The organism is Burkholderia sp. AU28863 (genome assembly GCF_002223195.1).
Taxonomy (GTDB): domain Bacteria; phylum Pseudomonadota; class Gammaproteobacteria; order Burkholderiales; family Burkholderiaceae; genus Burkholderia; species Burkholderia sola.
The window spans coordinates 1-22,347 of sequence record NZ_NKFE01000003.1; the positions used below are offsets into that span (position 1 = coordinate 1).

17 protein-coding genes and 2 rRNA genes are annotated in these 22,347 nt (G+C 66.3%); 18 read left to right on the forward strand and 1 reads right to left on the reverse strand.

Going from position 1 to position 22,347, the window contains the following annotated elements; genetic code table 11:
- The 4 genes from CFB81_RS02285 to CFB81_RS02300 form a co-directional block, all read left to right on the forward strand.
- Window positions 1-111 (forward strand): 23S ribosomal RNA (locus CFB81_RS02285); the annotation flags it as partial.
- 191 nt (window positions 112-302) lie between these two features.
- Window positions 303-415: ribosomal RNA gene (gene rrf, locus CFB81_RS02290) — 5S ribosomal RNA — on the forward strand.
- 372 nt (window positions 416-787) lie between these two features.
- A complete protein-coding gene (locus CFB81_RS02295) occupies window positions 788-2,863 on the forward strand; it encodes a molybdopterin-dependent oxidoreductase (RefSeq protein ID WP_089434494.1) in 2,076 nt (691 codons plus the stop codon).
- A gap of 137 nt (window positions 2,864-3,000) precedes the next feature.
- Complete coding sequence (locus CFB81_RS02300; RefSeq protein ID WP_089434495.1) at window positions 3,001-4,674, forward strand: long-chain fatty acid--CoA ligase; 1,674 nt, start codon at window positions 3,001-3,003, stop codon at window positions 4,672-4,674.
- A 302-nt stretch (window positions 4,675-4,976) separates the two neighbouring features.
- On the opposite strand, the gene CFB81_RS02305 is transcribed toward CFB81_RS02300, so the two are convergent.
- A complete protein-coding gene (locus CFB81_RS02305) occupies window positions 4,977-6,128 on the reverse strand; it encodes a porin (RefSeq protein WP_050013912.1) in 1,152 nt (383 codons plus the stop codon).
- 276 nt (window positions 6,129-6,404) lie between these two features.
- Here CFB81_RS02305 and coq7 point away from each other — a divergent pair, with 276 nt between their 5' ends.
- The 14 genes from coq7 (at window position 6,405) to CFB81_RS02375 (ending at window position 22,342) form a co-directional block, all read left to right on the forward strand.
- Entirely contained in the window at window positions 6,405-7,031 is a 627-nt protein-coding gene (gene coq7, locus CFB81_RS02310; protein WP_069616833.1) for a 2-polyprenyl-3-methyl-6-methoxy-1,4-benzoquinone monooxygenase, read from the forward strand.
- A 386-nt stretch (window positions 7,032-7,417) separates the two neighbouring features.
- Window positions 7,418-7,846, forward strand: a complete 429-nt coding sequence (gene mraZ / locus CFB81_RS02315; protein ID WP_006487094.1) for a division/cell wall cluster transcriptional repressor MraZ — start codon at window positions 7,418-7,420, stop codon at window positions 7,844-7,846.
- 23 nt (window positions 7,847-7,869) lie between these two features.
- Entirely contained in the window at window positions 7,870-8,811 is a 942-nt protein-coding gene (gene rsmH, locus CFB81_RS02320; protein WP_011694135.1) for a 16S rRNA (cytosine(1402)-N(4))-methyltransferase RsmH, read from the forward strand.
- On the forward strand, window positions 8,808-9,149 hold the full coding sequence (gene ftsL / locus CFB81_RS02325; protein ID WP_089434496.1) for a cell division protein FtsL: 342 nt from the start codon (window positions 8,808-8,810) through the stop codon (window positions 9,147-9,149). The genes rsmH and ftsL overlap by 4 nt, the downstream gene beginning before the upstream one ends.
- Window positions 9,146-10,993 (forward strand): penicillin-binding protein 2, encoded by a 1,848-nt coding sequence (locus CFB81_RS02330; RefSeq protein ID WP_069616831.1) that lies wholly within the window; start codon window positions 9,146-9,148, stop codon window positions 10,991-10,993. The genes ftsL and CFB81_RS02330 overlap by 4 nt, the downstream gene beginning before the upstream one ends.
- Window positions 10,990-12,537: a UDP-N-acetylmuramoyl-L-alanyl-D-glutamate--2,6-diaminopimelate ligase gene (locus CFB81_RS02335; RefSeq protein ID WP_089434497.1), complete on the forward strand. Its 1,548-nt coding sequence runs from the start codon at window positions 10,990-10,992 to the stop codon at window positions 12,535-12,537. The genes CFB81_RS02330 and CFB81_RS02335 overlap by 4 nt, the downstream gene beginning before the upstream one ends.
- Window positions 12,534-13,940 (forward strand): UDP-N-acetylmuramoyl-tripeptide--D-alanyl-D-alanine ligase, encoded by a 1,407-nt coding sequence (murF, locus tag CFB81_RS02340; RefSeq protein ID WP_089434498.1) that lies wholly within the window; start codon window positions 12,534-12,536, stop codon window positions 13,938-13,940. The genes CFB81_RS02335 and murF overlap by 4 nt, the downstream gene beginning before the upstream one ends.
- Window positions 13,941-13,956: 16 nt before the next feature.
- Window positions 13,957-15,126 carry a phospho-N-acetylmuramoyl-pentapeptide-transferase gene (mraY, locus tag CFB81_RS02345; RefSeq protein ID WP_006477019.1) on the forward strand — a complete coding sequence of 390 codons (1,170 nt, stop codon included), beginning with the start codon at window positions 13,957-13,959 and terminating at the stop codon, window positions 15,124-15,126.
- 28 nt (window positions 15,127-15,154) lie between these two features.
- Complete coding sequence (gene murD / locus CFB81_RS02350; protein ID WP_089434499.1) at window positions 15,155-16,666, forward strand: UDP-N-acetylmuramoyl-L-alanine--D-glutamate ligase; 1,512 nt, start codon at window positions 15,155-15,157, stop codon at window positions 16,664-16,666.
- Window positions 16,663-17,946: a putative lipid II flippase FtsW gene (gene ftsW / locus CFB81_RS02355; protein WP_089434500.1), complete on the forward strand. Its 1,284-nt coding sequence runs from the start codon at window positions 16,663-16,665 to the stop codon at window positions 17,944-17,946. Before murD ends, ftsW begins: the two co-directional genes overlap by 4 nt.
- Entirely contained in the window at window positions 17,943-19,046 is a 1,104-nt protein-coding gene (gene murG / locus CFB81_RS02360) for an undecaprenyldiphospho-muramoylpentapeptide beta-N-acetylglucosaminyltransferase (protein WP_069616826.1), read from the forward strand. Before ftsW ends, murG begins: the two co-directional genes overlap by 4 nt.
- Window positions 19,047-19,146: 100 nt before the next feature.
- A complete protein-coding gene (murC, locus tag CFB81_RS02365; protein ID WP_069616825.1) occupies window positions 19,147-20,544 on the forward strand; it encodes a UDP-N-acetylmuramate--L-alanine ligase in 1,398 nt (465 codons plus the stop codon).
- A gap of 84 nt (window positions 20,545-20,628) precedes the next feature.
- Complete coding sequence (locus CFB81_RS02370) at window positions 20,629-21,570, forward strand: D-alanine--D-alanine ligase (RefSeq protein WP_050013901.1); 942 nt, start codon at window positions 20,629-20,631, stop codon at window positions 21,568-21,570.
- 19 nt (window positions 21,571-21,589) lie between these two features.
- Window positions 21,590-22,342 (forward strand): cell division protein FtsQ/DivIB, encoded by a 753-nt coding sequence (locus CFB81_RS02375; RefSeq protein ID WP_006477014.1) that lies wholly within the window; start codon window positions 21,590-21,592, stop codon window positions 22,340-22,342.
- Window positions 22,343-22,347: the final 5 nt, after the last annotated feature.

The following is a 22,347-nucleotide window of genomic DNA, read 5'->3' on the forward strand; positions in this document are numbered from 1 at the left end:
GACTAGATCCCCTTGAAGGGTCGTTCGAGACCAGGACGTTGATAGGTCAGGTGTGTAAGCGCAGTAATGCGTTCAGCTAACTGATACTAATTGCCCGTAAGGCTTGATCCTATAACAAGTCTGCCTTGTGTCGATGCCCGTTAGCGCTTTAGCGCTTACGGACATCGAGCGTCGAGTGCGAGGCACTCGACGTACGACGGTTGAAGTACCGCGTACGTGTGAGATACAGCTCACAACCCAACTAAATTACTGCTTCTTCCAAGATTGGTTGCGCTGCGAAGCCAGCACAACAACCCCCTTTGCCTGATGACCATAGCGAGTCGGTCCCACCCCTTCCCATCCCGAACAGGACCGTGAAACGACTCTACGCCGATGATAGTGCGGATTCCCGTGTGAAAGTAGGTAATCGTCAGGCTCCCTCAAGCCAGAAACCCCCGCCCGAACAGGCGGGGGTTTTTGCATTTCGGCGTCCTCAAAAGCATGTGGCGAAGCGTTCCGAGGCGACGTAAGCCGGGCTCCTCTGCCGCAAACCATTGCAGCATCAAACTCCCCTACTCGCTTCCATCTTCGGTGATTCTGCCGGTTATCGATCGTATCTTCGATCAAACCGCGCTTTGCTCCCGCAAACGCATATCGACAAGCGCGATTGCGTGACCCGCCTTCCGCTTCCTGCGGCCCGCCACCTCGTCCCCTCTTCGGTCAAGTAATCCAAAACCGGTGCGAAATGAACGCTTTATTCGACGTGTCCACGTAAAATTTGCGAATCCTCACCTCTGCATTCAAAACGATGAACGCCGCCACCCAGGTAGCCCGGGCCGTTTGCCCGCATGATTGTCCGGACACGTGCGCAATGCGGGTGACCGTCGACAACGGCAAGGCAATCAAGGTCACCGGCGACCCCGACCATCCTCCGACGCAGGGCGTGTTGTGTACGAAAGTCAGCCGATATGCGGATCGCGTTCATCATCCCGACCGCCTCACCGTTCCGCTCAGGCGGGTCGGCCCGAAGGGGGAAGGGCGCTTCGTGCCGATCAGCTGGGACGAGGCCTTCGACGAGATCGGACGTCGCCTCGGTGAAATCGCCGAGCGCGCGCCGGAAGCAATCATGCCGTACAGCTATGCGGGGACGATGGGGCTCGTGCAAGGCGAGGGCATCGCACAGCGCTTCTTTCACAAGCTCGGCGCGTCGCGGCTGGAGCGCACGATCTGCTCGGCGGCCGGCGCGGCGGGGCTGCGATACACGTACGGCGGCAGTGTCGGCATGCACGTCGAGCACTTCGAGGAAAGCGAGCTGATCCTGATATGGGGCGCGAATCCGATTGCATCGAGCCTGCACTTCTGGACCCGCGCGCAGGAAGCGAAGCGTCGTGGCGCGCGTCTTGTCGCGATCGACCCGTACCGTTCGCTGACCGCGGAGAAATGTCATCAGCACATTGCGCTGAAGCCAGGTACCGATGGCGCGTTTGCGCTCGGCATGATGTACGTGCTGATTACCGAAAATCTGCTCGATCACGATTACATCGCCGACCACACGCTCGGCTTTGACGCACTCAAGGCGCGCGCCTTGTCCTATCCGCCGGAACGCGTTGCGCAGATCTGCGGCATCGACGCGTCGGAGCTGGTCGATCTTGCGCGTCGCTACGGCGCCACCCGCAAGGCATCCATCCGCCTCAACTACGGCATGCAACGCGTTCGCGGCGGCGGCAATGCCGTGCGCGCAATCGCCAGCCTGCCGGCGTTGACGGGGGCGTGGCGGGATCGGGCGGGTGGCCTGCTGCTCTCGTCGTCGGAATCGGCGCCCATCAATCAGGCGGCGCTGCTGCGTCCGGACCTGATGCCGGGTTGGCCGCACAAGCTGCCGCGCATCATCAACATGAACGCGCTCGGCGACGCGCTGCTGCATCCGGGCGACGCGACGTTCGGGCCGAGAGTCGAAGCGGTGATCGTGTACAACTCGAATCCGGTGGCGGTTGCACCCGACTCGTCGAAGGTTGCCGCGGGCTTCGCACGTGACGATTTGTTCACGGTCGTTCTCGAGCACTTCAAGACAGATACGGTCGATTTCGCCGACATTGTATTGCCGGCGACCACGCAGCTAGAACATCTGGATGTCCATAAGTCGTACGGCCATACCTACGTAATGGCGAACCTGCCGGCGATTCCGCCGGTGGGAGACGCGCGGCCGAACACGGAGATCTTTCGCGGAATCGCGCGCAGCATGGGACTCGACGAGCCCGCGCTCTATCACAGCGACGAAGAGGTTGCGCGCGCGGCGCTTCGCTGGGACGATCCGGCGCTCGACAGCGACTGGGACACGTTGAAGCGCGCCGGCTGGCTGAAGCTCAAGCTGCCGGAAGCGCCGTTCGCGAACGGCGGTTTCCGCACTCCCTCCGGCAAGTGCGAGTTCTACAGCCCGCGGCTCGAGCAGATGGGCATGGACCCCCTCCCTGACTATCTGCCGCCGTTCGAATCGGCCGAAGCCGCGCCCGAGCTTGCCGCACGCTATCCGCTGGCGATGATTTCGCCGCCGGCCCGCCACTTCCTGAACAGCACGTTCGTGAACGTCGACAGCCTGCGTTCGACGGAAGGCGAGCCGCACCTCGACATGCATCCGTCCGACGCCAGCGCGCGCGGGATCGCAGAGGGTGACGTCGTCCGCATCTTCAACGACCGCGGATCGATGCAGGCGCTCGCGCGGGTGACCGAGCGCGCGCGTGCCGGGCTCGTCGTCGGGCTGTCGATCTGGTGGAAGAAGCTGGCGCCGGACGGCAGGAACGCGAACGAGGTGACGAGCCAGGCGCTGACGGACCTGGGCAATTCGGCGACGTTTTACGATTGTCTTGTGGAAGTTGAGCGGATTTGATCGAATATCGCCGTATGATCAGACGAAATTGATATGCAAGTTCGAAGTGGACATCTAACCCTGTTGTCTCGGGGCGGGGGAGCCGTTACGATGCGTTTTAGCACGACCATTCGAAAATCTGTGAGGAGACGCGCGGTATGGATAAAATTTGGCTGAAATCGTACCCACCCGGCGTTCCAGCCGAAATTGATTCCTCTCCTTATCCGTCCGTTCCGGACCTGCTCGACGAGAGCTTTCGGCAGTACCGAGACCGTACCGCGTTCGTCTGCATGGGCAAGGGCATCACGTACGGCGAACTCGACAAGCTGTCGCGCGAGTTCGGTGCGTGGCTGCAATCCCGCGGCCTGGCTCGCGGGGCGCGCGTCGCGATCATGATGCCGAACGTGCTGCAATACCCGGTCACGATTGCCGCGGTCCTGCGCGCCGGCTACACCGTCGTCAACGTCAACCCGCTCTATACGCCGCGTGAGCTCGAGCATCAGCTGAAGGACAGCGGTGCGGAGGCAATCGTCATCCTCGAGAATTTCGCGTCGACGCTGCAGGCCGTCATCGCCGATACGGCCGTCAAGCACGTGGTCGTCGCGTCGATGGGCGACCTGCTGGGCATCAAGGGCTGGCTCGTCAATTATGTCGTGCGCAACGTGAAGAAGATGGTGCCTGCGTGGCAACTGCCGTCGTTCACGCGCTTCAAGGCCGCGCTGTCGGAGGGCGCGCGGCAGGGCTTCAAATCGCAGAAAATCGGCCCCGACGACGTCGCGTTCCTGCAGTACACGGGCGGGACGACCGGCGTGGCGAAGGGCGCGACGCTGCTGCACCGGAATATCGTGTCGAACGTGCTGCAGGCCGGCGCCTGGCATCAGCCGGCTCACGACAAGTACCCGGACGTGAAACAGTTCGTGACGGTTGTCGCGCTGCCGCTGTATCACGTGTTCGCACTGACTGTCTGCGGTTTCCTGACGATGCGCACGGGCGGGATGGGCATCCTGATCCCGAATCCGCGCGATATCGCCGGCATGATCAAGGAGCTGAAGGGCTACCAGATCTCGACGATTCCGGCCGTCAACACGCTGTACAACGCGCTGCTGAACCATCCGGAATTCGGTCAGCTCGACCTGTCGAAGCTCGTGATCGCCAACGGCGGCGGCATGGCGATCCAGGAAGGCGTCGCGAAGCGCTGGTATGAAAAGACCGGTACCGCGATCATCGAAGGATACGGGCTGTCCGAAACGTCGCCGGTGGCGACCTGCAACCCCGTGACGGCGACCGAATACAGCGGCACGATCGGCTTGCCGCTGCCGTCGACCGAAGTCGCGATCCGCGACGATGCCGGCAACGACGTCGCGCTCGGCGAGCCGGGCGAGATCTGCATCCGCGGGCCGCAGGTGATGGCCGGCTACTGGAACCGGCCGGACGAGACCGCGAAGGTCATGTTCGCGGACGGCTTCTTCAAGACGGGCGACGTCGGCGTGATGGACGCGCGCGGCTACGTGAAGATCGTCGATCGCAAGAAGGACATGATTCTCGTGTCCGGCTTCAACGTGTATCCGAACGAAGTCGAAGACGTGGTGGCGTCGCATCCGGGCGTGTTCGAGGTGGCGGCAGTCGGTGTACCGGACGAGCATTCCGGCGAAGCCGTGAAGCTGTTCGTCGTCAAAAAGGATCCGGCGCTGACCGACAAGGACATCCTTGCCTACTGCAAGGAGCGGCTCACCGGGTACAAGCGGCCGAAGCTGGTCGAGTTCCGCACGGAGTTGCCGAAGACGAACGTCGGCAAGATCCTGCGGCGCGAACTACGTGACGGACGCGCGTAACGCACGCAACGATACGGTTGAACGAAACGCCCGGCCGGTGCCGGGTTTTCTGTTTGCGGCTGCGGGTGAATGACCGGAAGCGCCTGTTTCGTGCGGGCGGCGGCGCAAGCTTCGCGCTTTGGACCTGACGGCCGGGACGGCGCACCGCGACGCGCATCTACCGCCACTCGCGAGCCGATCGATTCGCCACCCGGCCACCTGCCACCCGGCCACCTGCTACCGACCGACACCCCGGCCGCACCAGAAAAGAAGAAGGCGCCCGAAGGCGCCTTCAATATGCTGCGGCTTGTCAGATAAGCTGATTAGAACTTGTGACGGATGCCGACGCGTGCCGCGACCTGGTTGCTGGTGCTCGACCCGGCCAGGCCGTTGATCGCTGCCGTTGCCTTCAGGACGTTGCCGTTCGAATCGAGCACGTTGCCCGATGCGTGCTGGTACACGCCGATCGCGTAGACGTCGGTGCGCTTCGACAGGAAGTAGTCGACGCCCAGCGAGCCTTGGTGGTACTTGGCTGCCGAGTTGCCGTCGATCTTGCTGCCTTGCGTGTAGTCGTACGCGGCGCCGAGGATCAACGCCGGGGTCAACTGGTACTTGAAGTTGATTTCGCCGTTGTTGAACGTCGCGGTCTGGTTCACGAACGGGCCTGCCGAGAAGCCCTTGAACTTCGTGTTCGAGTACGTCGCGCCGATCGTCGCTGCCCCGAACGTGTATGCACCGCCTGCACCGATGACCTGGTACGTGTTCGCATTGTTCGCGTACGCGCCGTAGACCGGCGACGAGACCGACGACGATGCGGAACCGTTGTTGAACATGCCGCCGAACTGGTTCGGCGTACGTGCGTTCAAGTAACCGACGCCGAGGACCAGCGGGCCGTTGTTGTAGCCTGCGCCGAGCGACCAGACCTGGTTCTTCGAGAACTGGCCTGCCTGGCCGCCGAAGCTGTACAGGCCGCCGAACGTGAGGCCGCCGTAGTTCTGGCTCGTGAACTTGACCGCGTTGTTCACGCGATACGCGTTGTTGAAGTTGTCGAGGTCGCCCGGGTGAGCGGCGATGTAGCCGCCCCACTGGTCGCCTGCCTCGAGCGGGCCGACGAAGTCGACGACGGAATCGTACTGACGGCCCAGCGTGACCGTACCGTACGGGCTCGACAGGCCGACGTAAGCCTGACGGCCGAACATCAGGCCGCCCTGACCGAGCCTGCCGCTGTTCACGTCGAAACCGTTTTCGAGGGTGAAGATCGCCTTCAGGCCGCCACCGAGGTCCTCGGTGCCGCGCAGGCCGAAGCGGCTGCCTTGCATCACGCCGCTCGCCAGGCCGTACAGGTGCTTGCCGCCTGCGTTGTTGTTGAAGAGGAAGCCTTCATCGATGATGCCGTAAAGCGTCACGCTGCTTTGCGCATGGGCAGCGCCAGCGAACGCGCCCAGCGCGACGAGCGCGAGAAGCGACTTTTTCATTAGCGGATCTCCAAGAATCACTGAATTTTTTTGGCGGGGCGGATAGTTATGTTCTGTCGACAGGCCCCATCAACTTCGCAAGAAGTCGCACGTAATGTAGCAAAGCCGGTTTTTGCCACAAAGCGAAATGCTGCAGCTCAACGCCGCCATGTTTCCTTTATGCAACAATGGTTAAAATCACGGGTTAACCGCAATTTCCGCTGAATAATCAACTCGGTTACGCAGCGGACTCGTGCCCTTGCCGCGCGCGGCGGCACCTGCAGCCAGGAGAACAGGATGGTGTTGGATGAACTGATCAGCGAATTCGATCGCGGCCTGCGATCGCTGACCGGCATTAGCCGGATGAGCCGGCCGGTGCCCGTACCGGCCGATACGACGGACGTCGAACTGACGCCCGCCGAGCGCACGCACGCGGCCGGCCTGATGCGCGTGAATCACGTCGGCGAGGTCTGTGCGCAGGCGCTCTATCAGGCGCAGAAGCTCACCGCGCGCACGGCGTCGGCGAAGGCGATGTTCGAGGAAGCCGCGCGCGAGGAGGAGGATCACCTCGCATGGACCGCGCACCGGCTGAAGGAACTCGATTCGCGCCCGAGCCTGCTGAACCCGCTGTGGTATGCCGGCGCGCTCGCGATCGGCGTGGCGGCCGGCACGCTCGGCGACAAGGTCAGCCTCGGCTTCATGGCCGAGACGGAGCGGCAGGTCGAGAGCCATCTCGAAGGTCACATGTCCGAGCTGCCGGCGACCGACGCCGCGTCGCGCGCGATCGTCGACCAGATGCGGATCGACGAGGTGAAGCACGGCAAGGCCGCGACCGACGCCGGCGGGATCGAGCTGCCGCTGCCCGCGCGCATGCTGATGCGTGCCGCATCGAAAGTCATGACGCGCACTGCTTACTATCTCTGAGATTTGGGCCCGGGTGGCGCAGGACGCCGCCCCGGTTCACCGCCCCCGATACCGTCCACGCGCTCCTCGTTTTCCCGCCCCCGAAAGCCCCGTCCGCACGCCCGTCTGGCCCGTCTTTCTCACGTATCACCTTCACAAATTGCACTAGCTCATTCATTTATAACGGTTTTTGGAATGAGGGGTCGCATGAGCATGTGCGCGTAAGTCCTTGTTCTAACTAACAAAATTCGTCAAAAAAGCGGGCCGCTCCCTTGACCGTGCCACACCCTTCCTCTAAAGTGGGAGACAGTGTGAGAAAGTGTATTTTTGTGTGATTTAGCAGGCTGTTCCGGCTAAATTCTCAGCATTGAGCGGGTGCTTCGGTGCCCTGAACGGGAGAGCGGAAAGTGTTCCAAGGGGCGTCGGCGCTGACGCTCGATGCGAAAGGGCGGATGTCGGTGCCGGCTCGCTATCGCGAAGCGCTGCAAGGACAGGCAGAAGGACGGGTGACTGTGACCAAGCACCCGGACGGCTGCCTGTTGCTGTTTCCGCGCCCCGAATGGGAAGTGTTCCGCGCCAAGATCGCCGCGCTGCCGATGGATGCGCACTGGTGGCGGCGAATTTTTCTCGGCAATGCGATGGATGTCGATCTCGACAGCGCGGGCCGGATTCTCGTATCGCCCGAGCTGCGCATGGCAGCCGGACTGGAAAAGGAAGTCATGTTGTTGGGAATGGGTAGTCACTTCGAGCTGTGGGATTCGCAGACCTACAACGCGAAGGAGCAGGCAGCGATGGCGCAGGGCATGCCCGACGCGCTGAAGAATTTCACGTTCTGATTGCGGTGACGGAGACGCCCGCGATGGGAAATGAATTGCGGCATCGGACGGTGCTGTTGGATGAAGCGGTGGAGTCGCTCGTGACGCGGCCGGACGGCGTGTATGTCGACGGCACGTTCGGGCGCGGCGGCCACAGCCGCGCGGTGCTCGCGCGGCTGGCGTCGGCCGGGCGGCTGATCGCGTTCGACAAGGATCCGAGGGCGATCGAGACGGCGCAGGGCATCGAGGATGCGCGCTTCTCGATCGTGCATGACAGCTTTGCATCGATGCGCGACGCGCTTGCGGCGCGCGGCGTCGAGAAGGTGTCGGGGGTGTTGCTGGACCTGGGCGTGTCCTCGCCGCAGGTGGACGATCCGGCGCGCGGCTTCAGTTTCCGCGCCGATGGTCCGCTGGACATGCGAATGGATCCGACGCGCGGCGAGTCGGCGGCCGAATGGCTCGCGCGGGCATCGGTGCAGGAATTGACGGAGGTGATACGGGATTATGGGGAAGAACGGTTTGCTTTTCAGATTGCAAAGGCGCTTGTTGCTCGCCGGGCAGAGTCCGACCGTCTTGGGCCTCTCGACACCACGGGCGAGCTTGCCCAAATCGTGGGTCACGTCGTCAAAACCCGTGAGAAGGGCAAGGATCCGGCAACCCGCACCTTTCAGGCTATACGGATTCACGTCAATCAAGAGCTTGCGGACCTGCAAGTCGTACTAGACGCGGCACTGTCGTTGCTGGAGCAAGGGGGGCGGCTGGTGGTCATCAGCTTTCATTCACTCGAGGACCGGATCGTCAAGCGATTCATGCAGGCGCACGCGAGTGCGCCTGCGGTCGATCGTCGCCTGCCGATCCGCGCCGTCGACCTGCCGAGCCCGCCGCTCAAGATCATCAGCCGCCAGTTTCCGAGCGAAGCGGAAGTCGCCGCGAATCCGCGCGCCCGCTCGGCCGTGATGCGCATTGCGGAGCGCGTCACGCCATGAGCCGTCTCAATATCTTCCTGCTGATCATCGTGATGGGTTGCGCGCTGTCGGTCGTCAACTCGACGAACCAGCAACGCCAGATCTTCATTCAGCTGCAGCGCGCGCAGTCGCAGGAGCGTCAGCTCCAGCAGGACTACGCGCAGCTTCAATATCAGCAGAGCGCGCTGTCGAAGACGTCGCGCATCGAGCAGCTCGCGAACGATTCGCTGAAAATGCAGCCGATTTCGACCGGCCGCACGCAATACCTGACGCTGCCGCCGGGCGCGGCGAAGGCGATCGACGCGCCGATCGCGGCGTCGGCCGACACGGCCGGCAAGGGCAAGGGGGGCGCGCGATGAAGCCGTCCTCGAAGCGCCAGAACGTGAAGTTCTCGTCGAGCCCCGTGCTGGGCGTGCATTTGCCGATGTGGCGCTCGAAGCTCGTCGTGTTCCTGCTGTTCATGGCGTTCGTCGCGTTGACCGCGCGGGCGTTCTGGATCCAGGGGCCCGGCAACGCGTTCTATCAGAAGCAGGGCGAAAGCCGCTACCAGCGCACGCTGGAGCTGCCCGCCACGCGCGGCAAGATTCTCGACCGTAACGGGCTCGTGCTCGCGACGAGCCTGCCGGTGCGCGCGATCTGGGCGATTCCGGACGCGGTGCCCGACGATCTCGACGCCGACAAGATCAACCAGCTCGGCAAGCTCCTCGGCATGACGTCGAAGGAACTGCGCGTGAAGCTGTCGCAAGACAAGGGTTTCGTCTACGTGAAGCGCCAGGTGCCGATCGACGTCGCGGACAAGGTCGCCGCGCTCGACATTCCCGGCATCTATCAGCGCAACGAGTACAAGCGCTTCTACCCGGAAGGCGAGATCACCGCTCACCTGATCGGCTTCACGAACGTCGAGGACGAAGGGCAGGAAGGCGTCGAACTGGGCGACCAGAAGATGCTGTCCGGCACGTCGGGCATGCGTCGCGTGATCAAGGACCGGATGGGGCACATCGTCGAGGATGTCGCCGAGCAGATCCCGCCGCACAACGGCACCGACGTCGATCTGTCGATCGACAGCAAGATCCAGTACATCGCGTACGCGAACCTGAAGGCCGCCGTCGAGAAGTTCAAGGCGAAGGCGGGCGCGGCGATGGTCGTCGACGTGCGTACCGGCGAAGTGCTCGCGCTCGTCAACTACCCGACGTACAACCCGAACGACCGTTCGCGCATGACGGGCGAGCAGTTGCGCAACCGGATCATGACCGACGTGTTCGAGCCGGGCTCGATCATGAAGCCGTTCACCGTGTCGCTCGCGCTCGATCTGCACCGCGTGACGCCGAACACGCTCGTCGAGACGGGCAACGGGCATTTCGTGCTCGACGGCGCGCCGATCACCGACGACGCGGGTTTCGGCACGCTGACGGTCGGCGGCGTGATCCAGAAGTCGAGCAACATCGGCGCGACGAAAATCGCGATGACGATGCGGCCCGAGGAAATGTGGAATATGTATACGAGCATCGGCCTCGGCCAGGCGCCGAAGGTCGGGTTCCCGGGCGCGGTGGCCGGCCGCCTGCGTCCGTGGAAGAGCTGGCGCCGCATCGAGCAGGCGACGATGTCGTACGGCTATGGCCTGTCGGTGTCGCTGTTCCAGCTCGCACGGGCGTACACGGCGATCGCGCACGACGGCGAGCTGATGCCCGTGACCATTTTCAAGACCGACCCCAATCAACCGATCGCGGGCACGCAGGTGTTCAATCCGACTACCGCGCGCGAAGTCCGCGCGATGCTCGAGACGGTGGTCGCGCCGGGCGGCACGTCGCCGGATGCGGCCGTGCCGGGCTATCGCGTCGGCGGCAAGAGCGGTACCGCATACAAGCACGAAGGTCACGGCTACACGCGCAAGTACCGCGCGTCGTTCGTCGGGATGGCGCCGATGCCGAATCCGCGCGTCGTGATCGCAGTGTCGGTCGACGAGCCGACTGCCGGCAGCCACTTCGGCGGTCAGGTGTCGGGCCCCGTATTCTCCGCGATCGCCGGCGACACGATGCGTGCGCTGAACGTCCCGCCGAACATGCCGATCAAGCAGCTCGTCGTGTCCGACGATTCACCGGAATCTGCTGCCGCAAAGGGCCCGCAAAAGCTGGCCGCGGGCAGCGGCGCGAAGCATATGATCGTATCCAGCACGACGCGTAATTCACCAGGAGTTGTTCGATGAGCGCCGCCCGCAGTTCCCATCCGGCGCATCAGCAGATCGCAGCCGCGCTCGCGTGGCTGCGTCAGCATGTGGCCCCCGCGGCGCAACTGCATGCGGACACGCGCAGCCTGAAGGCTGGTGACGTGTTCGTCGCGTATGCGGTCGACGGGGCAGATAACCGCGCTTTCATGGCCGACGCCGTCGCACGTGGTGCGGCTGCCGTGCTGTATCAGCCGGAAGGGCTGCGCGCAGCACCGGCCGCGCCGGCCGTACCCGTCGCGCTCGCGGTGCCGGCGCTCGACCAGCTCGCCGGCGAGATCGCCAGCGGCTGGTGCGGCGATCCGAGCGACAGCCTGCTCGCGATCGGCGTCACCGGCACGAACGGCAAGACGTCGTGCACGCAATGGATCGCCACCGCGCTGACGGCGTTGCACCAACCGTGCGCGGTGATCGGCACGCTCGGCAGCGGGATGCCCGGCCAGCTCGTGCCGACCGGCTTCACGACGCCCGACGCGCCGCAACTTCAGCGCAGCCTCGCGCAGTTGCGCGACGCGGGCGCGCAGGCCGTCGCGATGGAGGTCTCGTCGCACGCGCTGCACCAGGGGCGGGTGAATGGCACGGCGTTCGACATCGCGGTGTTTACGAACCTCACACAGGATCACCTCGACTATCACGGCACGTTCGATGCGTACGAGGCGGCGAAGGCGAAGCTGTTCGCGTGGCGCGGCTTGCGCGCGGCGGTGATCAACCGCGACGACGCGGCGGGCCGTCGCCTGCTCGAGAAGCTGGCCGGCCGCGTGCGCACGATCGCGTACGGGATCGGCGACGCTCCGGCGCCCGACGCCGATCGCGAGCTGATCGCGCTCGACGTGCGCGCGACGGCGACGGGTACCGCATTCCGCGTGCGTTCGTCGTGGGGCGACGCGGACGTCGAGGTCGGCACGCTCGGCACGTTCAACGTCAGCAACCTGCTCGCGGTACTCGGCTCGCTGCTCGCGGCCGACGTGCCGTTCGACGCGGCCCTCGCCGAAATCGGGCGGCTCGAGTCGGTCAACGGCCGGATGCAGCGGCTCGGCGGCCGACTGCAGAACGACGAACCGCTCGTCGTGATCGACTACGCGCATACGCCCGACGCGCTTGAAAAGACGCTCGACGCGCTGCGCCCGATCGCCGCGGCGCGCGGCGGACGGCTCGTCTGCATGTTCGGCTGCGGCGGCGATCGCGATGCGACGAAGCGTCCGCTGATGGGCGCGATCGCGGAGCGGCTCGCCGACGAAACCGTCGTCACGAGCGACAACCCGCGCAGCGAAGATCCGCAGCGCATCATCGACCAGGTCGTCGCGGGCATGACCGCGCCCGATCGCGCACGCCGTATCGAGGATCGCGCGAGCGCGATCCTGCAGGCCGTGCGCGGCGCCGCACGCGAGGATGTCGTCGTGCTGGCCGGCAAGGGCCACGAGGCCACGCAGGAAATCATGGGCAAGAAGCGCGCGTTCTCCGACCAGGATCACGCGCGGCTCGCGCTCGCCGCGCGCGCGACGCAGGGCAAGGGAGGCGCCGAATGACGATGCTCAGTCTCGGCGAAGCCGCCCGCCTGATTCCCGGCGCCACCGTCCACGGCGATGCGGGCGTCACGTTCGACCGTGTGTCGACCGACAGCCGCACGGTCGGCACGGGCGACCTGTTCGTCGCGCTGAAGGGCGAGCGCTTCGACGCGCACGACTTCCTCGGCGACGTCGCCGCACGCGGGGCGGCCGCGGCGCTCGTCGCGCATGCGCCCGCGGGCGTCGCGATGCCGATGATCGAAGGCGGCGAAACGCGTGCCGCGCTCGGTGCGCTCGCGCACGGCTGGCGGATGCGATTCCCGCTGCCGCTCGTCGCGGTGACGGGCAGCAACGGCAAGACGACCGTCAAGGAAATGATCGCGTCGATCTTCGCGGCGGCGGTCGGCGCCGACGCGCGGCTCGCGACGGCCGGCAACCTGAACAACGATGTCGGCCTGCCGCTGACGCTGCTGCGCCTGTCGGCCGCGCATCGTCTCGCGGTGATCGAGATCGGCATGAACCACCCGGGCGAAACCGAGGTCCTCGCGCGCGTCACCGCGCCGACGGTCGCGCTCGTCAACAACGCGCAGCGCGAGCACCAGGAATTCATGGCGACGGTCGAAGCCGTCGCGCTCGAACACGCGGCCGTGATCCACGCGCTGCCGCCGGACGGCGTCGCGGTGTTCCCGGCCGACGACGCATACGCGGGCATCTGGCGCGTCGCGGCGACCGGCAACCGGATCCTCGATTTCGCGCTGCACGACGCCGAACGGCAGAACGACGCGCAGGTGGTCGGTCGCGTGCACGGCGGCGAACTCGCGATCGACACGCCGGCGGGCGCCGTCACGGTGCGGCTGCGCGCGCTCGGCGAGCACAACGCGCGTAATGCGCTGGCCGCGACGGCTGCGGCGCTCGGCGCCGGCGTCGCGCTGTCGGCGATCCGGCAGGGGCTCGAATCGTTCGAACCGGTCAAGGGCCGGCTGCAGGTGAAGCAGGCGAGCGTCGGCAGCCTCGCGGGCGCGACGGTCGTCGACGACACATACAACGCGAACCCCGATTCGATGCGTGCCGCGATCGACGTGCTCGCCGCGCATCCGGCGCCGCGCGTGCTGGTGATCGGCGACATGGGCGAAGTCGGCGACGAAGGGCCGGCATTCCACCGCGAGGTCGGCGCGTACGCGCGCGAACGCGGGATCGACGCGCTGTTCGCGCTCGGCGACGCATCGCGCGACGCGTGCACCGCATACGGCGACACGGCACGCCATTTCGGCGACGTCGGCGCGCTCGTGTCGGCGCTGCTCGCGGCCGGTTACGGCGCGCACGCGACGGTGCTCGTGAAGGGCTCGCGGTACATGAAGATGGAGCGCGTGGTCGACGCGCTGACGAACCAACCCGCGGCGGGCACCGTGCCCGCCGCACACTGAGTAGAAGGAAGGAAGCATGCTGCTGGCGCTGGCGCAATGGCTGCAAGGAGACGCAAGCTTTTTGCGCTTGTTCACGTACCTCACGTTCCGGGCGGTGATGGCCACCATCACCGCGCTCGGGATCGGGCTCGTGTGCGGACCGTGGGTGATCCGCAAGCTGACGCAAATGAAGGTGGGGCAGGCCGTGCGCAAGGACGGCCCGCAGACCCACCTCGTCAAGTCCGGCACGCCGACGATGGGCGGCGTGCTGATCCTGATCGGCATCGCGGTCGCGACGCTGCTGTGGGGCGACCTGACGAACCGGTTCATCTGGATCGTGATGCTCGTCACGTTCGGCTTCGGCGTGATCGGCTGGGTCGACGATTACCGCAAGGTCGTCCACAAGGACCCGCGCGGGATGTCGTCGCGCGAGAAGTATTTCTGGCAGTCGGTGATCGGCCTGTTCGCGGCCGTCTATCTCGCGTTCAGCGTGTCCGAGGCGAACAACGTGCGCGTGTTCGACCTGTTCATGGCGTGGGTGAGGAGCGGCCTGTCGATGGGGCTGCCGGCGCGCGCCGACCTGATGCTGCCGTTCCTGAAGTCGATCAGCTACCCGCTCGGCGTCTGGGGCTTCATCGTGCTGACCTACTTCGTGATCGTCGGCGCGAGCAACGCGGTGAACCTGACCGACGGCCTCGACGGTCTCGTGATCATGCCGGTCGTGCTGGTCGGCGCGTCGCTTGGTGTGTTCGCGTACGTGATGGGCAGCGCGGTCTATTCGAAATACCTGCTGTTCCCGCACATCCCGGGCGCGGGCGAACTGCTGATCTTCTGTTCCGCGATGGGCGGGGCAGGGCTCGCATTCCTCTGGTACAACACGCATCCCGCGCAGGTGTTCATGGGCGACGTCGGCGCGCTGGCGCTGGGCGGCGCGCTCGGCACGGTTGCGGTGATCGTGCGCCAGGAAATCGTGCTGTTCATCATGGGCGGCATCTTCGTCGCGGAAACGCTGTCGGTGATGCTGCAGGTGTCGTGGTTCAAGTACACGAAGAAGCGTTACGGCGAAGGGCGGCGCCTGCTGAAGATGGCGCCGCTGCATCACCATTTCGAATTGTCCGGCTGGAAGGAAACGCAGGTGGTCGTGCGTTTCTGGATCATCACGCTGATGCTGTGCCTGTTCGGTCTGACCACCCTCAAGCTGCGGTAAAGGAAAGGTAACAAGGATGTCTGGCGAGATGTTTGGAGATCGGCAACGGCCGATGGTGCTCGTACTGGGGCTCGGGGAATCGGGTCTCGCGATCGCGCGATGGTGCGCGAGGCACGGGTGCCGGCTGCGCATTGCCGATACCCGCGAGGCGCCGCCGAACCTTGCCGCGCTGCAGGCCGAAGGCATCGATGCGGAATTCGTCGGCGGGGCGTTCACGCCCGCGCTGCTCGACGGCGGCGTCGAGATCGTCGGGCTGAGCCCCGGGCTGTCGCCGCTGGAGCCGGCGCTCGCGGCGCTGGTCGCGGCCGCGAACGAGCGCGGTATCGCGGTGTGGGGCGAGCTGGAATTCTTCGCGCAGGCGCTGCGCGCGCTCGGCACGAGCGGCTACCAGCCGAAGGTGCTCGCGATTACCGGCACCAACGGCAAGACCACGACGACGAGTCTCACGGGCCTGCTGTGCCAGCGCTCGGGCAGGAAGGTCGCGGTCGCGGGCAACATCAGCCCGGCGATGCTCGACCGGCTCGCGAGCGCGATCGACGAAACCGCGCTGCCCGACGTCTGGGTGCTCGAACTGTCGAGCTTCCAACTCGAGACCGCGCGCACGTTCGCGCCCGATGCGGCCGCGATCCTCAACATCACGCAGGACCACCTCGACTGGCACGGCAGCTTCGACGCGTACGCGCAGGCAAAGGGCAGGATCTTCGGCGCGACGACGACGCGCGTGCTGAACCGCGACGACGCGGCCGTGATGAAGTTCGCGCCGGCAGCCGGCGCGGCCGACGCGCCGCGCACGGTCACGTTCGGCCTGAACGAACCGACGCAGGACGGCGACTACGGGCTGTCGCGCGACAACGGCATCGCATGGCTGGTGGAAGCCGTCGATCGCGACGCGCCGGACGAAGCGACGACGACCCGCCGGCGCAAGCGCGACGCCGGGCATACGCCCGACATCGCGCAGAAGCGCCTGATGCCGGTCGACGCGCTGCGCATCCGCGGGCTGCACAACGCGGCGAACGCGCTGGCCGCGTTCGCGCTCGCGCGGGCGATCGACCTGCCGGCCGCGCCGCTGCTGCACGCGCTGCGCGAATACCGCGGCGAAGCGCATCGCGTCGAAGTGATCGCGACGGTCGACGACGTCGACTACGTCGACGACAGCAAAGGCACGAACGTCGGCGCGACGGTGGCCGCGCTCGACGGGCTCGCGCAGAAGATCGTGCTGATCGCGGGCGGCGACGGCAAGGGGCAGGATTTCGCGCCGCTGGTCGCGCCGGTCGCGCGCTGGTGCCGCGCGGTGATGCTGATCGGCCGCGACGCGCCGGCGATCCGCGACACGCTCGCCGAAACCGGCGTGCCGCTCGCCGACCACGCGACGCTCGAAGGTGCGGTGCACGCGGCGGCCGAGCTGGCCGAACCGGGCGATGCGGTGCTGCTGTCGCCCGCGTGCGCGAGCCTCGACATGTTCAGGAACTACGCCCATCGCGCGGAGGTGTTCCGCGCGGCGGTGGATGAAGTCGCCATCGACAAAGGAGCGACGTCATGAGCTGGTCCGATCGCCTCGCCTCCCGTTTCAACGACCGGCGCGACACCGGCGGCAATGCCGCGGGCGGCCGCGTCGCATCGGCCACGCGCGCTGCGACGGGTGGCCTCGCGAGCGTCGTCAACGGCGTGCGCCCGAGCCGTTCGCGGATGCTCGATTTCGACTATTCGCTGCTCTGGGTCGCGATCGCGCTGCTCGGGCTCGGCGTCGTGATGGTGTATTCGGCGTCGATCGCGATGCCCGATTCGCCGAAATACGCGTCGTACCACGATTACGCGTTCCTGATGCGTCATTGCGTGTCGCTCGGCGTCGCGTTCGTCGCGGCGGTGATCGCGTTCCGCGTGCCGGTGTCGACCTGGGATAAATACGCGCCGCATCTGTTCCTGATCGCGCTCGTCGGCCTCGTGATCGTGCTGATCCCGCACGTCGGCAAGGGCGTGAACGGTGCGCGCCGCTGGATTCCGCTCGGCATCACGAACATGCAGCCGTCGGAAATCATGAAGCTCGCGGTGACGATCTACGCGGCGAACTACACGGTGCGCAAGCAGGAATACATGCAGAGCTTCGCGAAGGGCTTCCTGCCGATGGCGTTCGCGGTCGGTCTCGTCGGCGCGCTGCTGCTGCTCGAGCCCGACATGGGCGCGTTCATGGTGGTCGCCGCGATCGCGATGGGCGTGCTGTTCCTCGGCGGCGTGAACGGCAAGCTGTTCGGCGGCCTCGTCGCGACGGCGGTCGGCACGTTCACGATGCTCGTGTGGCTGTCGCCGTGGCGTCGCGAGCGGATCTTCGCGTATCTGGATCCGTGGGACGAGCGCTACGCGCAGGGCAAGGCCTACCAGCTCACGCACTCGCTGATCGCCTTCGGCCGCGGCGAGTGGTTCGGCGTCGGCCTCGGCGGCAGCGTTGAGAAGCTGAACTACCTGCCGGAAGCGCATACCGACTTCATCCTCGCGGTGATCGGCGAGGAACTCGGCTTCGTCGGCGTGCTGGTCGTGATCCTGCTGTTCTACTGGATCGTGCGCCGCGCGTTCGAGATCGGCCGCCAGGCGCTCGCGCTCGATCGCACGTTCGCGGGCCTGATGGCGAAGGGCATCGGCATCTGGTTCGGCGCGCAGACGTTCATCAACATGGGCGTGAACCTCGGGCTGCTGCCGACCAAGGGGCTGACGCTGCCGCTCGTGAGTTACGGCGGCTCGGGCATTTTGCTGAACTGCGTCGCGCTCGCGGTGTTGCTGCGGGTTGATTACGAGAACCGGGTGCTGATGCGCGGAGGGAAGGTATGACCGCGTCGCAACGCACGCTGATGGTGATGGCAGGCGGCACCGGGGGCCACGTGTTCCCGGGGCTCGCGGTCGCGCACCGGATGGAAGCGGCGGGCTGGCGCGTCGTATGGCTCGGCAATCCGGCCGGGATGGAAGCGACGCTCGTGCCGAAACACGGCATTCCGATGGAGTACGTGCGCTTCGGCGGGCTGCGCGGCAAGGGCCTGAAGACCAAGCTGACGCTGCCGGTCAACCTGCTGCGCGCATGCTGGCAGAGCCTCGGCGCGCTGCGCCGCGTGCGGCCGGACGTCGTGCTCGGGATGGGCGGCTACATCACGTTCCCGGCGGGCGTGATGGCCGCGCTGTCGGGGCGTCCGCTCGTGCTGCACGAACAGAATTCGATCGCGGGCCTGACGAACAAGGTGCTCGCGAAACTCGCGAAGCGCGTGCTCGTCGCGTTCCCCGGCGCGCTGCCGCACGCGGAATGGACGGGTAACCCGATTCGCGCGGAACTTGCGCACACGGAACCGCCCCAAGCACGCTATGCGTCGCGCGGCGGCCCGTTGAACGTGCTGGTCGTCGGCGGCAGCCTCGGGGCGGCCGCGCTGAACGAAGTCGTGCCGCGCGCGCTGGCGCTGCTGGCGCCGGGCGAGCGCCCGCGCGTCGTGCATCAGGCCGGCGTGAAGCACATCGATGCGTTGAAGGCGAATTACGAAGCGGCCGGTTTCGCGGCCGGCGAAGACGTGCGGCTCGTGCCGTTCATCGACGACATGGCGGCCGCGTATGCGGCGGCGGATCTGGTGATCTGCCGGTCGGGCGCGATGACGGTGTCGGAGATCGCGGCGGTGGGCGTGGCGGCGCTGTTCGTGCCGTTCCCGTACGCGGTCGACGATCACCAGACGACCAACGCCGCGTTCCTTGCCGATGCGGGCGCGGCCGTGCTGGTGCAACAACGCGACCTGTCGGCGGAACTGCTCGCCGACTGGCTGCGCAGCCAGTCGCGGGCATCGCTCGCGGAGATGGCGGAACGTTCGCGCTCGCTCGCGAAGCCCGAGGCCACCGACGAAGTCGCGCGCGTGTGCGCGAAGGCGGCCGGCGCGAACCTGGAACAACTTAAATGAAACAACCCTCACGCTCACTTCGTTCGCTCGGGGGGGCTCGGCCCCCCCGTCTCCCGCGGGCGCTTCCGTCGAAGCACGGAGCGGCCCGGCGGAGGCTGACATGAAACACATCGTCAAACACATCCATTTCGTCGGGATCGGCGGCGCGGGCATGAGCGGCATCGCCGAAGTGCTCGTCAACCTCGGCTACGAGGTCAGCGGCTCCGACCTGTCGCGCAATGCGGTGACCGACCGCCTCCAGGCGCTGGGCGCGCGGATCGCGATCGGCCACGACGCGGCGAACATCGAGGGCGCGAACGCGGTCGTCGTGTCGACGGCCGTGCGCTCGGACAACCCGGAAGTGCTCGCCGCGCGCGCGCAGCGCGTGCCGATCGTGCAGCGCGCGGTGATGCTGGCGGAGCTGATGCGCCTGAAGCAGGGCATCGCGATCGCCGGCACGCACGGCAAGACCACGACGACGAGCCTCGTCGCGAGCGTGCTCGCGGCGGGCGGCCTGGACCCGACCTTCGTGATCGGCGGCCGCCTGATCAGCGCCGGCGCGAACGCACGGCTCGGCACGGGCGACTTCATTGTCGCCGAGGCCGACGAGTCGGATGCGTCGTTCCTGAACCTGTATCCGGTGATCGAAGTCATCACGAACATCGACGCCGACCACATGGACACCTACGGCCACGACTTCGCGCGGCTCAAGCAGGCGTTCATCGAATTCACGCAGCGCCTGCCGTTCTACGGCAGCGCGGTCGTGTGCGTCGACGATCCGAACGTGCGGCAGATCATCCCGTTCATCTCGAAGCCGGTCGTGCGCTACGGCCTGTCGCCGGATGCGCAGGTGCGCGCGGAAGACATCGACGCGCGCGATGGCCGGATGCATTTCACGGTGATCCGCGAAGGGCGTGCGCCGCTCGCGGTGGTGCTGAACATGCCGGGCCTGCACAACGTGCAGAACGCGCTCGCGGCGATCGCGATCGCGACCGATCTCGGCGTGTCGGACGATGCGATCCAGCTGGCGCTGGCGGAATTCAACGGCGTCGGCCGGCGCTTCCAGCGTTACGGCGACGTGCCGACCGCGGACGGCGGCCGGTACACGCTGATCGACGACTACGGTCATCACCCGGTCGAGATGGCGGCGACGATCGCGGCCGCGCGCGGCGCGTTCCCGGGCCGCCGCCTCGTGCTGGCGTTCCAGCCGCACCGCTACACGCGCACGCGCGATTGCTTCGACGATTTCGTCAACGTGCTGTCGACGGTCGATGCGCTGGTGCTGACGGAAGTCTACGCGGCCGGCGAGGCCGCGATCCCGACGGCCAGCGGCGACGCGCTGTCGCGTGCGCTGCGCACGGCGGGGAAGGTCGACCCGGTGTTCGTCGCGACGGTCGACGACGTGCCGGCCGCATTGGCGAAGGTCGCGCAGAACGGCGACGTGGTGATCACGATGGGTGCGGGTTCGATCGGCGGCGTGCCGGCGAAGCTCGTGCAACACATTCAACAGAAGGCATGACATGAAACGACCCCCACGCTCACTTCGTTCGCTGCCCCCCGCGGGGGCGGTCAGCCTCCTTGGGGCGGCCCTGCGGAGGCTGACATGAGCGGAATCGATCCGAAACGTTTCGGCAAGGTGGCGGTGTTGTTCGGCGGCGAATCCGCCGAGCGCGAGGTGTCGCTCACCTCGGGCCGCCTCGTGCTGCAGGGCTTGCGCGACGCAGGCGTCGACGCCCATCCGTTCGACCCGGCCGAGCGGCCGCTGTCGGCGCTGAAGGACGAAGGCTTCGTGCGCGCATTCAATGCGCTGCACGGCGGCTACGGCGAGAACGGCCAGATCCAGGGCGCGCTCGATTTCTACGGCATTCGCTACACGGGCAGCGGCGTGCTCGGCTCGGCGCTCGGCCTCGACAAGTTCCGCACGAAGCTCGTGTGGCAGCAGACGGGCGTGCCGACGCCGCCGTTCGAGACGGTGATGCGCGGCGACGACTACGCGGCGCGCGCGACGGAGATCGTCGCGAAGCTCGGCCTGCCGCTGTTCGTGAAGCCGGCGAGCGAAGGCTCGAGCGTTGCGGTGCTGAAGGTGAAGACGGCCGACGCGTTGCCCGCCGCACTGTCGGAAGCCGCGACGCACGACAAGATCGTGATCGTCGAGAAGAGCATCGAAGGCGGCGGCGAATACACCGCGTGCATCGCCGGCGATCTTGACCTGCCGCTGATCAAGATCGTGCCGGCCGGCGAGTTCTACGACTATCACGCGAAGTACGTCGCCGACGATACGCAGTACCTGATCCCGTGCGGTCTGCCGGCGGAACAGGAAGCGGAACTGAAGCGCATCGCGCGCCGCGCGTTCGACGTGCTCGGCTGCACCGACTGGGGTCGCGCGGATTTCATGGTCGACGCGGCCGGCAACGCGTATTTCCTGGAAGTGAACACGGCCCCCGGGATGACCGACCACTCGCTGCCGCCGAAGGCCGCGCGCGCGGTCGGCATCGGCTACTCGGAGCTGGTCGTGAAGGTGCTGTCGCTCACGCTCAACGACTGACGCAGGAACGGAACGACGTATGTGGAACAACGTTCGCCAACTCAACCTTGCCGCCAGCGCGCTGTACGCGCTGCTGCTGCTCGTGTTGGCGGCGGCCGGCTGCTACTGGCTGATCCAGCGCCCGACGTTCGCGCTGCGGGAGATCCGGATCGACGGCGACACCGAGCACATCAATTCGCCCACGGTGCGCGCGGGCGTGGTCGGCCGGCTGAAGGGCAACTTCTTCACGGTCGATCTCGATACGGCGCGCGCGGCGTTCGAGCAGATGCCGTGGGTGCGTCACGCGAGCGTGCGCCGGGTGTGGCCGAATGCGCTGGCTGTCACGCTCGAGGAGTACAAGCCGCTCGGGACCTGGGGCAGCGATCAGCTGGTGAGCGTCGACGGCGAGCTGTTCACCGCGAACCAGGGCGAGCTAGAGCAGGAACTGCCGGCATTCGACGGCCCGGAAGGCAGTGCGAAGGAAGTCGTCACGCGGTATCGCGACTTCGGGAAATGGTTTGCGCCGCTGAAGGCGGCGCCGGAAGAAGTGACGCTGTCGGCGCGGTACGCGTGGACGGTGAAGCTGTCGAACGGCATGCAGGTCGAGCTGGGCAAGGAGCGCAACAGCGACACGCTGCATGACCGGAGCCAGCGTCTGGTCGCCGCGTGGCCGGCCGTCACGGAGCGTTGGGGCAACGACATCGAGTACGCGGACCTGCGGTATCCGAACGGATTCGCGATTCGCGCGGCAGGCATGCGGTTCCTGACCGATACCGACAAGCGCAAGAAGTAACGAGA

Bases quoted from the DNA above. Each gene is read 5' to 3' on its own strand.
- CFB81_RS02375 (WP_006477014.1), top strand. From the start codon at position 21,590: ATGTGGAACAACGTTCGCCAACTCAACCTTGCCGCCAGCGCGCTGTAC.
- mraY (WP_006477019.1), top strand. From the start codon at position 13,957: ATGCTGCTGGCGCTGGCGCAATGGCTGCAAGGAGACGCAAGCTTTTTG.
- CFB81_RS02295 (WP_089434494.1), top strand. From the start codon at position 788: ATGAACGCCGCCACCCAGGTAGCCCGGGCCGTTTGCCCGCATGATTGT.
- coq7 (WP_069616833.1), top strand. From the start codon at position 6,405: ATGGTGTTGGATGAACTGATCAGCGAATTCGATCGCGGCCTGCGATCG.
- murG (WP_069616826.1), top strand. From the start codon at position 17,943: ATGACCGCGTCGCAACGCACGCTGATGGTGATGGCAGGCGGCACCGGG.
- CFB81_RS02300 (WP_089434495.1), top strand. From the start codon at position 3,001: ATGGATAAAATTTGGCTGAAATCGTACCCACCCGGCGTTCCAGCCGAA.
- murD (WP_089434499.1), top strand. From the start codon at position 15,155: ATGTTTGGAGATCGGCAACGGCCGATGGTGCTCGTACTGGGGCTCGGG.
- CFB81_RS02370 (WP_050013901.1), top strand. From the start codon at position 20,629: ATGAGCGGAATCGATCCGAAACGTTTCGGCAAGGTGGCGGTGTTGTTC.
- CFB81_RS02335 (WP_089434497.1), top strand. From the start codon at position 10,990: ATGAGCGCCGCCCGCAGTTCCCATCCGGCGCATCAGCAGATCGCAGCC.
- ftsW (WP_089434500.1), top strand. From the start codon at position 16,663: ATGAGCTGGTCCGATCGCCTCGCCTCCCGTTTCAACGACCGGCGCGAC.
- murF (WP_089434498.1), top strand. From the start codon at position 12,534: ATGACGATGCTCAGTCTCGGCGAAGCCGCCCGCCTGATTCCCGGCGCC.
- murC (WP_069616825.1), top strand. From the start codon at position 19,147: ATGAAACACATCGTCAAACACATCCATTTCGTCGGGATCGGCGGCGCG.
- CFB81_RS02305 (WP_050013912.1), bottom strand. From the start codon at position 6,128: ATGAAAAAGTCGCTTCTCGCGCTCGTCGCGCTGGGCGCGTTCGCTGGC.
- ftsL (WP_089434496.1), top strand. From the start codon at position 8,808: ATGAGCCGTCTCAATATCTTCCTGCTGATCATCGTGATGGGTTGCGCG.
- rsmH (WP_011694135.1), top strand. From the start codon at position 7,870: ATGGGAAATGAATTGCGGCATCGGACGGTGCTGTTGGATGAAGCGGTG.
- CFB81_RS02330 (WP_069616831.1), top strand. From the start codon at position 9,146: ATGAAGCCGTCCTCGAAGCGCCAGAACGTGAAGTTCTCGTCGAGCCCC.